Annotated in this window: 18 protein-coding genes; all 18 read right to left on the bottom strand. The window is 37.2% G+C overall.

Annotation, left to right across the window (positions count from 1 at the left end; translation table 11 throughout):
• Positions 1 to 11 precede the first annotated feature (11 nt).
• Positions 12 to 308, bottom strand: a complete 297-nt coding sequence (locus BLP98_RS08715) for a 50S ribosomal protein L23 (RefSeq protein WP_003062842.1) — start codon at positions 306 to 308, stop codon at positions 12 to 14.
• Positions 308 to 931 carry a 50S ribosomal protein L4 gene (rplD, locus tag BLP98_RS08710; protein WP_003067225.1) on the bottom strand — a complete coding sequence of 208 codons (624 nt, stop codon included), beginning with the start codon at positions 929 to 931 and terminating at the stop codon, positions 308 to 310. The genes BLP98_RS08715 and rplD overlap by 1 nt, the downstream gene beginning before the upstream one ends.
• A gap of 23 nt (positions 932 to 954) precedes the next feature.
• Entirely contained in the window at positions 955 to 1,581 is a 627-nt protein-coding gene (rplC, locus tag BLP98_RS08705) for a 50S ribosomal protein L3 (protein WP_003067226.1), read from the bottom strand.
• Between the two features lie 109 nt (positions 1,582 to 1,690).
• Positions 1,691 to 1,999, bottom strand: coding sequence for a 30S ribosomal protein S10 (gene rpsJ, locus BLP98_RS08700; protein WP_006531319.1), 309 nt, complete (start codon positions 1,997 to 1,999; stop codon positions 1,691 to 1,693).
• Positions 2,000 to 2,271: 272 nt separating this feature from the next.
• On the bottom strand, positions 2,272 to 3,570 hold the full coding sequence (locus BLP98_RS08690; protein ID WP_074482933.1) for an MATE family efflux transporter: 1,299 nt from the start codon (positions 3,568 to 3,570) through the stop codon (positions 2,272 to 2,274).
• Positions 3,571 to 3,622: 52 nt separating this feature from the next.
• A complete protein-coding gene (gene thrC / locus BLP98_RS08685) occupies positions 3,623 to 5,107 on the bottom strand; it encodes a threonine synthase (protein ID WP_074482932.1) in 1,485 nt (494 codons plus the stop codon).
• 351 nt (positions 5,108 to 5,458) lie between these two features.
• A complete protein-coding gene (locus tag BLP98_RS08680; RefSeq protein ID WP_074482931.1) occupies positions 5,459 to 7,252 on the bottom strand; it encodes an acyltransferase family protein in 1,794 nt (597 codons plus the stop codon).
• Positions 7,249 to 7,629 carry an MORN repeat-containing protein gene (locus BLP98_RS08675; protein ID WP_074482930.1) on the bottom strand — a complete coding sequence of 127 codons (381 nt, stop codon included), beginning with the start codon at positions 7,627 to 7,629 and terminating at the stop codon, positions 7,249 to 7,251. Before BLP98_RS08675 ends, BLP98_RS08680 begins: the two co-directional genes overlap by 4 nt.
• A gap of 18 nt (positions 7,630 to 7,647) precedes the next feature.
• Positions 7,648 to 8,079 (bottom strand): low molecular weight protein-tyrosine-phosphatase, encoded by a 432-nt coding sequence (locus BLP98_RS08670; protein WP_074482929.1) that lies wholly within the window; start codon positions 8,077 to 8,079, stop codon positions 7,648 to 7,650.
• Between the two features lie 242 nt (positions 8,080 to 8,321).
• A complete protein-coding gene (locus BLP98_RS08665) occupies positions 8,322 to 8,849 on the bottom strand; it encodes a DUF7010 family protein (RefSeq protein ID WP_074482928.1) in 528 nt (175 codons plus the stop codon).
• Positions 8,850 to 9,019: 170 nt separating this feature from the next.
• Positions 9,020 to 10,018 (bottom strand): Holliday junction branch migration DNA helicase RuvB, encoded by a 999-nt coding sequence (ruvB, locus tag BLP98_RS08660; RefSeq protein ID WP_074482927.1) that lies wholly within the window; start codon positions 10,016 to 10,018, stop codon positions 9,020 to 9,022.
• A 173-nt stretch (positions 10,019 to 10,191) separates the two neighbouring features.
• Entirely contained in the window at positions 10,192 to 11,100 is a 909-nt protein-coding gene (locus BLP98_RS08655) for a helix-turn-helix domain-containing protein (RefSeq protein WP_074482926.1), read from the bottom strand.
• 146 nt (positions 11,101 to 11,246) lie between these two features.
• Positions 11,247 to 12,545 carry an adenylosuccinate lyase gene (gene purB / locus BLP98_RS08650; protein WP_074482943.1) on the bottom strand — a complete coding sequence of 433 codons (1,299 nt, stop codon included), beginning with the start codon at positions 12,543 to 12,545 and terminating at the stop codon, positions 11,247 to 11,249.
• Positions 12,546 to 12,637: 92 nt separating this feature from the next.
• Positions 12,638 to 12,862, bottom strand: coding sequence for a phosphoribosylaminoimidazole carboxylase (locus BLP98_RS08645; protein WP_074482942.1), 225 nt, complete (start codon positions 12,860 to 12,862; stop codon positions 12,638 to 12,640).
• Between the two features lie 19 nt (positions 12,863 to 12,881).
• Positions 12,882 to 13,973 (bottom strand): 5-(carboxyamino)imidazole ribonucleotide synthase, encoded by a 1,092-nt coding sequence (gene purK, locus BLP98_RS08640; protein ID WP_074482925.1) that lies wholly within the window; start codon positions 13,971 to 13,973, stop codon positions 12,882 to 12,884.
• Positions 13,960 to 14,448 (bottom strand): 5-(carboxyamino)imidazole ribonucleotide mutase, encoded by a 489-nt coding sequence (gene purE / locus BLP98_RS08635; RefSeq protein ID WP_074482924.1) that lies wholly within the window; start codon positions 14,446 to 14,448, stop codon positions 13,960 to 13,962. The genes purK and purE overlap by 14 nt, the downstream gene beginning before the upstream one ends.
• A complete protein-coding gene (locus BLP98_RS08630) occupies positions 14,448 to 14,855 on the bottom strand; it encodes a 2-thiouracil desulfurase family protein (protein ID WP_234792820.1) in 408 nt (135 codons plus the stop codon). Before BLP98_RS08630 ends, purE begins: the two co-directional genes overlap by 1 nt.
• A 31-nt stretch (positions 14,856 to 14,886) precedes the next feature.
• Positions 14,887 to 16,149 (bottom strand): phosphoribosylamine--glycine ligase, encoded by a 1,263-nt coding sequence (gene purD / locus BLP98_RS08625; protein ID WP_074482922.1) that lies wholly within the window; start codon positions 16,147 to 16,149, stop codon positions 14,887 to 14,889.
• Between the last annotated feature and the right edge of the window lie 322 nt (positions 16,150 to 16,471).

Below are 16,471 nucleotides of genomic sequence, written 5' to 3'. Positions count from 1 at the left end.
TCCTCCTTAGATTATTCAGCTTCAGCTGCAAACAACTCGATTGCTTTAGAATCAGCTGTAAGAGTGATGATAGCTTTTTTAGTTTTTGAAGTGAAACCAGTGTAACGACCAACACGTTTAGCTTTTGGTTTAACTGTTACAGTGTTCACGTTTGCAACTTTAACTCCATCAAAAGCAGCTTCAACAGCTTGTTTGATCAAAAGTTTGTGCGCACGAGAGTCAACTTCAAATGTATATTTACCTGCTTCGAGGTCGTACATTGATTTTTCAGTGATAACTGGTTTTTTGATTACGTCGTACAAATTCATTATGCAAGAACCTCCTCGATTGTAGAGATTGCTTCTTTAGTAACAAGAAGTTTGTCGCTGTTTACGATATCAAGAACACTTGCAGTTGTTGCAGTTGCAACTTTAACGTTTGGAAGGTTACGTGCAGAAAGTGCTGCAAATTCATTACCTTCTTCAAGGATTACAAGTACTTTTGAGTCAACGTTAAGAGCTGAAAGTACGTTTGCGAATTCAGCAGTTTTTGGAGCTGCAAATGAAAGGCTTTCTACAGCTACAAATTTTTCTTCAGCAACTTTAGCTGAGTAAACTGATTTCAATGCAAGGCGACGAACTTTTTGTGGAAGTTTGTATCCGTATGAACGTGGAGTTGGTCCGAAGACTACACCACCACCACGCCATTGTGGTGAGCGGATAGAACCTTGACGAGCGCGTCCAGTTCCTTTTTGACGCCATGGTTTACGACCACCACCAGATACTGCAGAGCGGTTTTTAACTGCGTGAGTACCTTGGCGAAGGCTAGCGCGTTGGCTGATAACAACATCAAACACTACTGATTCGTTTGGTTCGATACCGAAGATAGCGTCGTTCAATTCAACTGAGCTAACTTCTTTACCAGTTTGGTCAAATAGTTTTACGTTTGCCATTTTAACTGTTTTCTCCTTTCTTATTATTTAGCAGCCTTAACTGCTGATTTGATAGTGATAAGAGATTTCTTAGCACCTGGTACGTTACCTTTGATAAGGATAACGTTTTTCTCTGGGATAACTTGGACAACTTCAAGGTTTTGGATTGTCACACGGTTACCACCCATACGTCCTGCCAAGTGTTTGTTTTTGAAAACACGGTTAGGCGCAACAGGTCCCATAGAACCTGGACGACGGTGATAACGAGAACCGTGAGCCATTGGTCCACGAGCTTGACCATGGCGTTTGATAACACCTTGGAAACCTTTACCTTTAGATGTACCAGTTACATCAACAACATCTCCAGCTTCGAATGTATCAACTGTGATTTCTTGACCAACTTCCAAGCCTTCAATGTTTTTGAATTCACGAATGAAGCGCTTAGGAGCTGTGTTAGCTTTTGCTACATGGCCTTTGGCAGGTTTGTTGCTCAATACTTCACGTTTGTCGTCAAAACCAACTTGAACAGCTTCATAACCGTCTGTTTCAACAGTTTTCACTTGAAGCACAACGTTTGGAGTTGCTTCGATGACAGTAACAGGGATGAATTCACCAGATTCAGTGAAGATTTGAGTCATTCCCACTTTTTTCCCTAAGATTCCTTTTGTCATGAGAAAATATTTCCTTTACTTTATTTATTTAAAAAGTTTTTAATGAGCGTTTTTTATGCTCAAAAAAGTTTTTAACGAGCGTTTTTTGTGCTCAAGAATCAAATCCTTATTAAAGTTTGATTTCTACGTTAACACCACTTGGAAGATCCAATTTCATCAAAGCATCAACTGTTTTTTGAGTTGGGTTGATGATATCGATCAAGCGTTTGTGAGTACGCATTTCGAATTGTTCGCGAGAGTCTTTGTATTTGTGAGTCGCACGAATAATTGTGTACAAGCTACGTTCAGTTGGAAGTGGAACTGGTCCAGCTACTGAAGCACCTGTACGTGTTGCAGTTTCAACAATTTTTTCTGCCGCTGTGTCAAGTGTACGATGTTCGTATGCTTTCAAACGGATACGGATTTTTTTGTTTGCCATCTTTTTCTCCTTTTCGTCTATTTAAGATAATAGGCTAGCTCCTCAAGAAAACCAACACGCTTTTGCGTGGCAATGCAACCGAGCGTGTCGCAACCTCTTGTATCATAGCTAAAGTCACTGTATTAACAGCACCAGTATATAATATCAGATTTAACAGTGGTTTGCAAGGATTTTGCACCCTTTTTTTCGTTTTTTTAAAAGAAAATGTTTTCAGTATTTTCTTCCATTTTTTACAACAAAAAAGCCAGACTAGTATCTGGCAAAAAATGATGCTATTTAATAGTAGATTCTTGTAAATTTTTTATATATTTTCGATAAAGTATATATAGAAAAATCCAACGGAAAATATTATCTGCTACTGTCGCTAACCAAACTCCAGTTAAACCTAAATTCATGCTCACACCAAGTACATAGCCCGAAATAATTCGAATAACCCACATACCAAAAGTTGTTGCGTAAAATGGTAATTTAGCATTCCCTAAACCTTGCCAAGCTGCTGTGAAAATTAAGGTACCAGCGGTTGCCGGTCCACCAACAAAAGAGTAAAACAAGACAACAAGACTGGCAGCTAAAGCCGCTTGATTATTTGTAAATAAGTGTGTTAAATACCCGCCGGAAAAGAAGACCGTAGCACCAACCAAAAGCATCAGTACAACTGAAATTATGTAAGATTCTCTTACCAATTGTTTAATTTCATGAACATTCTTTTGTCCAAGACTATGCGCCACTAAGATTACAGTCGCTGTAGCTACTCCCATCCCTGGCATATAGTTAAACTGAGTCAAAGTCTCTCCGATAGCATTTCCCGCTACCACTTCCGTACCAAATTTAACGATAATAGCCACAATAACAACATCACCAGCACGCATCATCAAACGCTCGCCGGCAGCGGGCAAGGCGATCTTAACCAAGTCGCGATCCAAAATCCATCTAATATTTTTGATAATCTTTTTGATTGGCAACTGACTCGCTAGCAACATAGTTCCAATCAAGCGTGACAAAACCGTTGAACAGGCAACACCAAGAATTCCCCATTGAAAAACAAATACAGCTATAGCTGACAAACCGGCATTCAAAACATTTGTCAACAAACTAATATACATTGGAAGTTGCGGCTTCCCCAACGCTCGCAAAAAAGCACTCAAGGTGGTCATCAACCCCAAACTAAAAATCAAACCACCCACAACAGCAAGATATAAACCACCAGCCTGAGTAACAGCCGCTTCAGTTCCCAACCAAGTCAGAATTGTTTTTCCAAGCAAAATAGAAATCAAGCCAAGAACTAAACTCAATCCTAAAGTAATAAGCAAGGACTCAGATTGATAATGAAGAGATTTCTTGGCATTCTTTTCCCCAATACTCTTAGCGACTAAGCTTGAAACCGCCGCACCAAGAGCAATAAAAATTGCTTGATAAATGGTAATAATATTGTTAGCTACAGAGACACCAGACATAGCAACAAGACCAACTTGTGCAACAAGATAGTTATCAACTACCCCCATGAGCATCTGCAAAAGATTTTCCATCATGGCTGGAAAAGCCAATCGAATAATTTTCTTTGTTTGTTTCATGTTTCTATCGTAACAAAAAGAAAAGCTGAGAACCAGTCTCAGCTCCTGCTTTTTAAAGCCCTAAGTACTCCTCGACAGCTTTTTGCATATCACTTGTTGCAACAACTGTCTTGTGGCGAACTTCAGCTGTTTCAAGTCCGTCAACAGCTTTCGGAATGACAACACCTGATAATTTTTCAAGTTCTTTAACCGCAGCAAAATCATCTGCTGGTGCTTGTCCACTAACTGCTTCCACTGCTACACGCGGGAATTTATATGGACTAGCTGTTGAAGCAATTACTGTTGGTGTGTGATCACCTGTACGTTCAACGTATTTTTGGTAAACAGCTGAAGCAACTGCTGTGTGAGGATCTTCAATGTAATCAGAAGCATCATAAACACGTTTAATCTCAGCTGATGTTTCAGCTTCTGTTGCATAACCAGCTTCAAACATATCAAGAATAGCTTGGTTAGCATCTGAAAGAGTATATTCTCCTTCTGAAACAAGTTTTTCCATCAACACTTTGGTTTTTGCGGCATCATTACCTAGAAGATGGAAAATCAAACGTTCCAAGTTAGATGATACCAAGATATCCATTGATGGGCTTGTTGTCACTTTAAATTCACGTTTTTTATCATAAGTACCTGTTGTGAAGAAATCAGTTAACACTTTATTTTCATTCGAAGCACAAATTAATTTACCAACTGGGACACCAATTTGACTTGCATAGTAAGCTGCCAGAATATTACCGAAGTTTCCTGTTGGCACAGTGAAGTTAACTTTTTCACCTGCTTTAATGTGACCCGCTTTAACAAGTTGCGCATAAGCATAAACATAGTAAACAACCTGCGGTACCAAACGACCAACGTTCATTGAGTTAGCTGATGAAAATTGTGTTTTGTGCGCAAGTAATTTTTCACGTAAATCAACATCATTGAACATGCGTTTAACATCTGTTTGAGCATCGTCAAAGTTACCAGTAATTGCCACAACATGCGTATTGTTACCAGTTTGTGTTGTCATTTGAAGTTCTTGGATTTTGCTGACACCATCTTTTGGATAAAAGACAATGATTTCAGTTCCTGGAACATCTGCAAAACCAGCCATAGCAGCTTTACCAGTATCTCCTGATGTTGCTGTCAAAATGACAATTTTATTATCAACACCTTGTTTTTTAGCTGATGTTGTCAAAAGGTATGGCAAAATTGATAAAGCCATGTCTTTAAAGGCGATTGTTGAACCATGGAAAAGTTCAAGATTATATTGATCGCCCAACTTAACTACTGGAGCAATTACTGGAGTGTCAAATTTTTCATCATAAGCAGAATCAATACAGTAAGTCAATTCTTCTTCAGTGAAATCATCCAAGAAGGCTGATAGGACTAATTTTGCTACTTCTTGATATGAAGCGTCTTTCAAAGTTTCAAAATCCAACGCTACTTCTGGAATTGATACAGGGGTAAACAAACCGCCGTCAGTTGCCAATCCTTGTAAGATAGCTTGGCTAGCAGTTACTTTGTTATTTTCGTCGCGAGTTGATTGGTAAATTAACGTCATCACAAATTCCTCATATTTTTAGATAGTCTTGCACCCATTGTATCATAATTATCAGAAAATTTATACAAATTTACGCTATTTATTAAAAAAAGCACTTTTTAGTGCTTTTACGCTTATTTAGTTACCCCAACGTGAGTCTACTCCAGCAATAGCAATCCAAACACTTGCTAAAACATCATAGAATAAATCAACCACTTCTTTAATCCTCTTTTCTTACCTTTTATGTCATCTGTATTATAACGCTACAAACCATTGATGTAAAGGTGCTTTTCACATATTTTTAACGTTATGTTTTCTGACATAAAATGATAGTTTTGTAATAAAAAAGCCAACCGAAGTTGACTTTCAATATTAACTATTTGCTTCACCTTTTGCTGGAAGCTTAGCTGATTTATTAATTGCTTTTTGAATTGTTTTAACGTAAAGATTCGCACCAGTGGTGTTAGCATCGCTATAGTGAACACCATCGGTTCCATTCCAAATTTCCGGATGATCCGTTGCTGTTTTGTACCAGTCAGCAATCGTAATGTAATTGTAAGTTTTCGGAAGACTTAACTCATATTTACGTGCTTGTTTGACTTGGGCCTCATCACTAGCATTGTAAGGTGTCACAATAATTAAACGGTAACCATCCGGTAAAGCGTCAATGAATTGTTGAATATCTTCTTGATAATGATCAAGAGAATTTACACCAATGGCAAGAACCGTTGTTTTAGAAAGAGTCCCACTCGAAATTTGATTTTGGAAAATTTCAAAGGCATTATCAAAACTACGACTAACCGCTGCATCTAATTGAGCATTTGGCAAGATATTTGAAAATGCCGCACTTGAACGAAGAGCAACCGAATCACCGATAACTGTAACATCACTCAATGCTCCTGCATCACCTGCTGTCACTGTATGAGTACGGTTCAAATTTGTCTGTGCTTGTTGAAGTGAGTTAACCAAAAGACCTGTTTCAAAATCACCCATAGCTGGAGCTGTTACAACAGTTAACACTGTTATCAAGCCTAGTGCAGCTGCCACACCATAAATCCATTTTTTGTAAGGTTGTAAATCCAATGAAATTCCAAATGGTTTAACTGGTTTTCCAGCAAGATAAGGTTCAATTACATAATAAGATAAAGTTGAAAAAGCTAATGAAAGCACAACGGTCACAAATACTGCTAAGCCATTTGACATCAACTGTGTAAAGATAATATAAAACGGCCAGTGGAACAAATAGACCCCATAACTGACATCTGCCAAGTAATTAATAATCGCTGGCTCTTTGGCATTCGGAGTTTGGTCATTTAAGACACGCGCTGCATAAATCATCACCGTAGCAAATAAACTTGCCAAAACAAAACCAAATAAATAAGTAATACGTTGGTCAAATTTCAAGGTAAACATCAAAAGAACTAAAAGTCCTGCGCTCACTAGCATTGTGATAATACTGCGTTTCATAGACCATAAACGGACATTCTTTTTAAAACGAATCGTTGTTTCTCTAATACCAGTCATCGTTGCCGCCATGGCCCCTAAGAAGAATGGAAAACTATGTGTCAAAGAAGAGAAGTAAATGGCTGAAACATTATCAACAAAGAATGCTCGAATAAACATCGATAGAAAACTTCCAGCAAAAAAGGCTGCTGAAATGGCAAAAATCAAACTACGAAATTTTGCTAAATTATCCTGATGTCTTCCCAATAACCAAACCAAAAATCCCCAAATCAAATAGAAATGCATCTCTATCGCCAAACTCCACGTGTGAACAAAGAGATGTGGGATAAATTGTGTCTCGTAGTTACCCCCCGTAATAATTTCAAAGAAATTCGTTGTAAATCCAATTGCTGCAGCAACTTGACTGCCAATACTTGCCACATAGTCTCTACGTACCAAGTAAGTAAATGGCATAACAATCAAAATCATCAAAATTAAAGGTGGAACAATACGATAAAATCGTCTCTTGTAAAAACCTAAAAGATCTATTTTCTTATTTCTCGAATACTCATCAATCAGCAACGCTGTAATCAAGTAACCTGAAAAAGTAAAGAAAATATCAACACCAATAAAACCACCTGGAAAGGCCGTTTTAAAGAAATGATAGAGCAGAACTAACAAAAGCCCTGTTACCCTAACCATTGAAAACCATTTTATTCTCATTTTTGAAAAATCCCCTGTTTAAAGGTTCCTGTATATACCTTACCATTTTGTGCTGTCAAAGTTCCCTCACCGTCAGGCTGACCATTTTTAAACTCACCTTTATAAATCCAACCAGAATGTGAAGTAAAGACTCCCTGACCTTCAAAAACACCATCACTAAAATTACCTTCGTAACAATCACCATTTTCATAAGTCAGTTTACCTTGACCATTCATGCGATGATTAACCACATAACCTGTATATGTGATTTTACCATTGTCATAAGTTAATGTTGTTTTTGATTTCATCGATAAAGTAAATACCGACAACCCACAAATAATAAGAATTAAAACCGTCAGAAGCTCTAAGCGACCTCGGGTTATTTCGAATTTTTTCATTTCTACTCAACTTCTCTTCTAAGAATTTCTTAGTTGCGCTAGCCATTGTTCACAGCCACGCTTAACTAAATCATAGGTAGCATCAAAATCACCCGTAAACCATGGATCAGGTACACCACCATCAACAAAAAGAAAGATTTTGTCATCAAATCTCCCCTGTGACATCGCTTTTAAATCTGCCACATTATTGTTATCCATACCAATAATAAAATCGAAGTCCTGAAAATCTTGGTATGAAATTTGTTGCGATGATTTTTGATAATCATATGCAATATGATGCTTTTTAAAAATGCCTTGTGTCCCATGATGAATAGGATTGCCATGCTCCCAACTAGAAGTAGCACGACTTTCAATCACTAACTCGTCATCACAAAGCAAATCTTTCATCACAAATTCAGCCATTGGACTACGACAAATATTTCCTAAGCAAACAAAACAGACTTTTTTCATTCTCTCTCCCTCGTAGCCAATAACTGCTTGATTAAAACTTCTTTTATCATTATAGCAAAAAAGAAGTCTTATCACACAGTAAATTCCTTTATCTTTCAACTTTAAGAAAAAATTAAGCCGAGCTTCTTATAATATAAACAATCCTAAAACTTTTCTTTTTCATAATCTCCTGAAAGGGCTCCACTTGTGGGGCCCTTTCATTTTTACAAAAAAGTTCTTAGACAACTAAGAACCTTTAATCATTAACTCTTCTTTAACTCAATTTCTAACAAAACTGCAAAGATAAATTCCACAACCACCATTACTAAACCAAAACTAGTCATACTTGCCACATGTCCCAGTACCAGCGCAAGTATCGGAATAAAAATTGAAAACACAAGATAAATCTTTGATTTGTAAAGCCAAGAGTAAGGCAAGAGATGTGCTCCGAAAACCATCGCATAAACCATCAACATCTTTGCAGGTAAGGCACTATATACCCACATAACAATCAATAGATAAATCAATTGATTACAAGTAACTAAAAAACCTAATTGACTTAAAGGATTTTCTTTAGAAAAAATATCAACTTTCAGCCATTTCCCTACTAACCAAGAAAGGGGTAATAGAGGACACGAGCAACAAAAAATCAATAGATTCTGCAATTGTATTGTTGCATTTAACGTAGTCACCAAAGTTATCAGCCCCCAGATGATGATGGAAGCAATGATGAATGGTAGACCTTTCTTCTGATTGACAATGATATCCTTTCGTAAAACTTCTAACTCCATAATTCTCCCTTTAAAAACTTTTTTTCAATTATATCACATATCACTGACTCTTTAAAAAGCAAAGAAAGAACCTTGGCAAACCAAGGTTCTTTCCGGAGATTATGAAAAAGAAAAGTTTTAGGATGGTTATAGTATATAAAGCCTTGCTTAAACTTTCCTTAAGATAATATTTATTTCTCTGCAAAAGGATATCCTAAATGTTCATAAGCCTTTGCAGTTGCTACACGACCTGTACGTGTTCGCATAATAAATCCTTTTTGAATCAGATAAGGCTCGTACATATCTTCAACAGTATCACGCTCTTCAGCGATATTAACAGACAGCGTCCCTAAACCAACAGGGCCACCATTATATACTTCAATCATGGTACGCAAGATTTTTTGATCAATGTAATCAAGTCCCTCATGATCAACATCAAGCATCGTTAATGCTTTATCAGTAATATCTTTTGTAATAATGCCATCTCCCATAATTTGGGCATAGTCACGTACACGTTTTAACAAACGATTCGCAATACGAGGGGTTCCTCGACTACGTCTTGCCAACTCTTGCGCAGCTTCGTGGACAATTTCCATTTCAAAAATATCTGCCGTACGTTCCACAATTTCAGTCAAATCCTCAACAGCATAATATTCCATGTGTCCCGTAATCCCAAAACGAGCACGTAAAGGATTTGACAGCATACCTGCTCGAGTTGTTGCACCAATCAAAGTAAAAGGAGGTAAATCTAAATGAACACTACGACTAGTCTCACCATTACCAATCATAATATCAATATAGAAATCTTCCATCGCACTATAAAGCACCTCTTCTACCGCCATTGGCATACGATGAATTTCATCAATAAACAAAACATCTCCTGGTTCCAAATCATTTAAAATAGCAACCAAATCCCCGGCTTTTTCAATTGCTGGTCCAGATGTTTGTTTGAGATTTACCCCTAATTCATTAGCAATCACAAATGCCATTGTTGTCTTACCAAGACCCGGAGGGCCAAACAATAACACATGGTCAAGCGATTCATCTCGTAATTTAGCAGCTTCAATAAAAATTTTCAGCTGATTCTTAACCTTATCCTGTCCAATATATTCTTTTAAATACTGAGGACGAAGCGTACGTTCCACAAACTCTTCATCACCCATAACATCATTATCTAAAATTCTACTCATAGCCCTATTATACCAAAATGAGAGCCGTCAGTGAATTGTTTTGATAGTTGTTACAATCCCCACCATGCTGTCAACAACGTTGAAAATATCATTCTCATTAGCTTCTTCTATCCTTTCTACAATTTCTAATATTATTGTAATTGGTTAAAAGAAAAAACAACATGACAAAAATGTCATGTTGTTGTATCAATTTTCCATTCTTCTTTTAATTTATTTTCTAAATAAGTATCGCCAACTAACCTTGCAAATAATGTTGCATTGGTAAAAGACCGTTCTGCTGCTGTAAAATCATGTTTAAACTTCAAATAATATTTCCACTCTACCAAACTTAAAATTGGACGACGCTGAAAATCATGAACTTCTGACATAATTTTATCACTTAATTTAATAACACGTTCAATATAATATTCTCGCTCAAACTGGAATGATAAAGCGATGTTATTTAATAACACATTATTTAAAATTAAATCAGTCTCTGGTGACATGTGCTTTTGATCTATCAACCTGCCCATCAAATCATCATAAATAGACAAACTATAGATTCCATCAAATTTCTTAGCGGATGAAAAACAAGCAAAATAAAGGTCAAGCAAAATCAAATCATTTACGTTAAAAACTTTTTTGCGGCTGATCTGACCAAAATAATCATTTAAAATACCTTCACCAAAATTAACATCATCACTAAAGTGAACATCAAATTTTGACTGCATACAATCAATAATCAAACGCTCTTCTTCTGGAATGATATCATAAAACTTTTCAGCAATTTCATCAAAATATTTACTTTTACGATCTAATCTCACTTTATCTCCATACGTAGGCGTTCGCAATAACAAATACTTTAACTCTTCATACCGCTTAGGCAATTCTAAACTGTCACCATCAGTTAAGGTACCTAATTTTACTCCCAGACGATTGGCAATGAAGTTTGCTTTACTGAGATTGGGTATTGATTGATTCAACTCGATTCTCGCTAATTGCCGCACAGATAATTCTGTTTCATCACCGCAGAATTCTTCCCGTGAAATTCCCTTTTCTTCCCGCAATAAGCGGACCTTCTCCCCAAATTTTTCCACTTCCATCTCCTATTTATTAAAAAATTTGTATATTCCATATTTTAACATACCGCTTTCATTTAACAAACTATTTTCATTAAAGATAACAAATTTTCTAATAAATGATTTAATAAAAAACACCTGAGATAATTATCTCAGGTGTTTTTTTAATATTAGTCACCTAAACCGATACGGTTAAAGATTTCATCAACACGTTTAGTGTAGTATGATGGGTTAAATAATTCATCAATTTCTTCTTGTGTTAGACGTGAAGTGACTTCTTCATCAGCTTCAAGAAGTGGTTTGAAGTCAACTTGATTATCCCAAGAATAAGCTGTCTTAGGTTGAACAAGGTCATAAGCTTGTTCACGTGTCATCCCTTTTTCAATCAATTTAAGCATAACACGTTGACTGAAGATAAGACCAAATGTAGAACCCATATTGCGAATCATGTTTTCTGGGAAAACAGTCAAGTTTTTCACGATGTTACCAAAACGGTTAAGCATGTAATCGATAAGAATTGTAGTATCTGGTGAAATGATACGTTCAGCAGATGAGTGTGAGATATCACGTTCATGCCAAAGTGACACGTTTTCGTAAGCTGTAACCATATGACCACGAATGACACGTGCAAGACCTGTCATATTTTCTGAACCGATTGGGTTGCGTTTGTGAGGCATAGCTGAGCTACCTTTTTGACCTTTGGCAAAGTATTCTTCAACTTCACGTTGTTCAGATTTTTGAAGACCACGAATTTCAGTTGCCATACGTTCAATTGAAGTTGCGATGCTAGCAAGAACAGCGAAATATTCAGCATGAAGATCACGTGGAAGAACTTGTGTTGAAATTTCTTGTGCACGGATACCAAGTTTTTCACACACATAAGCTTCAACAAATGGTGGAATATTAGCGAAGTTACCAACAGCACCTGAGATTTTACCAGCTTCAACGCCAGCAGCTGCATGTTCAAAACGTTCGATATTACGTTTCATTTCGCTGTACCAAGTTGCCAATTTCAAACCAAATGTTGTTGGTTCAGCATGAACACCGTGAGTACGTCCCATCATGATAGTAAATTTATGTTCTTTAGCTTTATTAGCAATGATTTCAAGGAAATTGTGCAAATCTTTGCGGATGATTTCGTTAGCTTGTTTGTAAAGGTAACCATAAGCTGTATCAACAACGTCAGTTGATGTCAAACCATAGTGAACCCATTTACGTTCTTGACCAAGACTTTCAGAAACTGCACGAGTGAAGGCTACAACGTCATGGCGTGTTTGTTGTTCAATTTCCAAAATACGGTCAACGTCAAAACTTGCGTTAGCACGGATTTTAGCCACATCTTCTTTAGGAATTTCTCCTAATTCAGCCCAAGCTTCGTCAGCTAAAATTTCAACTTCAAGCCAAGCTTTGTATTTGTTTTCTTCACTCCAAATTGCCGCCATCTCAGGGCGTGAATAACGATCGATCATGTTTAAGACATTAAGGGTGTTAAACAAATTTGGTTAACAACCCTATCTCCTTTCCTTTTTTAAGTTATATATCAATAAAATAACTAACGCATTTAATTAAAATCTTCCTTACCAATTTCAACAGATGGATAGTGAGGTAAAGTTGTCAAATCTGTATCAAGTGGTAAATCATAGACAGCAAGGTAATCATTGGGGTACTTATTTGTCAGTTCTGCCATTTTTTCAGAAATACGAGACTTATCAGAAGAAGCAAAAACGACTTCAACGATAGCTTTCTCAGCATTATCAACATAAGCATGAACAATGATTTTCAGCATATTTCCTCCGATTAACACCTTAAAAATCCATTCCTTCACCCATTTCCGCAATGGTATCAGGTTCACTACTAAACAAAGTAATGTGTCCCATTTTGCGGTTATGTTTCGCCTCTAGTTTACCATAAAGGTGGAGGTGAGCGCTAGGATTTTCCTTAACATAAGCTTGCGCTTTTTCCATATGTTGTCCGAGAACATTGAGCATTACAGCTGGTTGATGCAAATGAATTTTAGGAAGTGGCAAACCAAGAATACCTAAAATGTGCGTATCAAATTGTGAAAAGTCACAAGCCTCAATTGAGTAATGTCCTGAATTATGTGGACGTGGTGCGATTTCGTTGACAATGATATCATCAGGTGTCGCAAACATTTCAACGCAAAGTGTACCAGACAAATCTAATTTTTCAGCAATTTGAACAGCCATTGCTTGCGCCTTTTTAGCTAGTTCATCAGAAATACGTGCTGGAACAATTGTCTTAGATAGAATGTTATTTCGGTGAATATTTTCTTGCACTGGGAAAACGGTCATATCTTTACCATTACCAGAAACAATCACTGAAATTTCAAGATCAAAGTCGACAAATTCTTCTAAAACACATTCACAAGAATTAGCTAATTTATTAGCAGCTTCTAAGTCATCTGCCGATTTAATGACGATTTGACCATGACCATCGTAGCCACCAGTTGCTGTTTTCAAAACATAATTCTTAGACAAATCAATATCTTCAAGATCAAGGCTTGATGTAACAACTTTGTATGGTGCTACTTTTACACCTGCCTTTTGAGATAAGAAATTTTTCTCAAAAATACGGTTTTGTGAAATCCTGAGAAGATCAGTTCCTTGTGGCAATTGATTATCTTTGACAACAGCATCCAAAGCATCTGCATCAACATTTTCAAACTCATATGTGAGAACATCACAGCGCTCTGCTAATTCACGCATTGCCTCAACGTCATCATAAGGCGCTACAATCATATCACTCACACGTGAAGAGGGGCAATCTGCTGTTGGGTCCAACGTAACTACCTTATAACCCATATAGATAGCTGAAATAGCCATCATTTGACCTAATTGACCACCACCGATAATTCCGATTGTTTTAGTCGAGTTCATCAGTTGATGCCTCCGCAGCTTTGCCTTGTTCGATGGCAAAGTTTTCTAGTTTTTCTGCCAAAGCAACATCTTCAATTGCTAAAATACGAAGAGCTGTAAGAGCAGCATTTTTAGCTCCTGATTCGCCAATCGCCATTGTTGCCACAGGAACACCACCAGGCATTTGAACGATTGAATAAAGAGAATCAAGTCCACTAAGAGCACGTGATTTCACAGGAACACCAATAACTGGAAGTGTTGTTTTTGCTGCAACCATACCAGGCAAGTGAGCAGCACCACCAGCACCAGCAATAATCACTTTAATGCCACGCCCTCTTGCTTCTTCGGCGTGCTTAAACATCAAATCTGGTGTACGATGAGCTGAAACAACTTTCTTTTCATACGCCACACCAAATTGATCAAGTACTTCTGCTGTTTTTTTCATGGTAGCCCAATCTGATTTGCTACCCATGATAACTGAAATTAATGGTTTCATTATTTTCCTTCCAATTGTTTTATATCTTCGACATCAAGAACGTGATAACCAAGTGATTTTAATTTTTGAGCAAAGAGCCCGCTTCCTGCCACTTTTTGGCCAGAAAAGTTTCCATCATAAATTTGATTAACACCACAAGATGGACTACGCGATTGCAAAACTGCTAAATCAATGTCTTTTTCAGCAATCTCACTTAGGCAACGCTCAATCCCTTTTTCAAAAAGGTCATCATAACAATTACCAGCAACATCAATCACATGACCATCTCGCAATTCAACAGGTTCTCTGGGAGTTGGCAAGCCCGCAAGAACTTCTGGACAAATGGTTATCACTTCCTTGTCAGCAACATAATCCACAAGATCTGGATTGTAATTATGACCACCGTTATACTTACATCTTTCTCCCATCAGACATGCACTGACTAGAACACATTTGGGTTTAACGTCCAATTGCTTTACTTCCAATATCGTTTCGATAGAATAAACCAGTTGTATCTTGTTGTGATAATTGAGCATAGATTGTGTCTTGTGCTGATTTAACATCGTCTTTAGTTGTTACCAACATGTAAACACGACCACCATTTGAAAGCAAAGCTTTGTCATCAGCAAATTTAGCTCCTGCATAATAAGTGATAATGTCACCTGATGTTTTCTCAGAAAGACGAACACCTTTTTCGTAAGCAACTGGATATCCTTCTGAAGCAACCACGACACCAAGAGTCACGCCTTCATTTGTCCAAGTGATTTCTGGTTCTTTGTTATCCAAAATATCAGTGATATTTTGAGCAAAATCAGATGTCAAACGTGGCAAAATAACTTGTGTTTCAGGGTCACCAAAACGTGAATTAAATTCAATAACTTTAGGACCATCAGCTGTCAGAATAAGTCCCGCGTATAGAACGCCAAGATATGGGCGACCTTCAGCAATCATTCCGTTAAGAACTGGTTTAACAATTGTTTCAACGGCTGTGTCAACTACAGACTGTGGTAAATGTGGCACTGGTGCATAAGCTCCCATACCACCAGTATTAGGACCTTTATCGCCGTCAAAAGCACGTTTGTGGTCTTGAGCTGTTGGCATAATATAGAATTTATCACCATTGACAAAAGCAAACAATGAGAATTCTTCACCATCAAGAAATTCTTCAATGACCACACGCGCACCAGAGTCACCAAATTTGTTATCAAGCAACATTTCATGTGCAGCTTCAACGGCTTGTTCTACTGTTTCAGCAACCACAACACCCTTACCAAGTGCTAAACCATCAGCTTTAACAACGATTGGTGCACCATGTTCTTCGATATAGCTCTTTGCTTGCTCAAAATCTGAGAAAGTGCTGTAAGCAGCTGTTGGAACATGGTATTTAGCCATAATTGATTTTGCAAAATCCTTAGACCATTCTAGCTCCGCAGCTGCTTTACTTGGACCAAAAGCTTTCAAGCCCGCAGCATTAAAATCATCAACGATTCCCGCAGCTAAAGCATCATCAGGGCCGATAAATGCCCAAGCAATATCATTTGCTTTCGCAAAGTCAATTAGTTTAGAATGTTCGGAAATTCCGATATTTACTAAATCAAGTCCATCAAGTGTCATCCCATCATTACCAGGTGCAACAAAAACCTGGCTCACTTGAGGAGATTCCAACAACTTCTTAGCAATAGCGTGCTCACGCCCGCCAGAGCCAACAACTAAAAGTTTCATAAGAAAAAATACCTCAATAGAAAACAATCACAGGAGCTTAAACTCCAGAATTAACAAAGCACGCAAAAACAAAATATTTTCACGAATTATATAGTTATATTATAACATATTTGTTCGGAAATAGATGGGATTCCTATGATAAGTTTTTAAAAATTGCTATAAAAATTTAAAAATCCCAATCTAGATAGACTGGGATTGAATTGGACTATGAAAAAAAGTTTATTTAGGAGTTATTGTTAGTATAGTAATCCTGACTTAAGAAATACTTAAGAATACCTTATATTAAACTTAAACAAAAACACCCCAGACATCAGCTGAGGTG

The organism is Streptococcus equinus (assembly GCF_900104225.1).
Classification (GTDB): Bacteria; Bacillota; Bacilli; order Lactobacillales; family Streptococcaceae; genus Streptococcus; species Streptococcus equinus_D.
The sequence above is the reverse complement of the archived record's forward strand: the minus strand, read 5'-3'. Positions and strand labels throughout refer to the sequence as shown.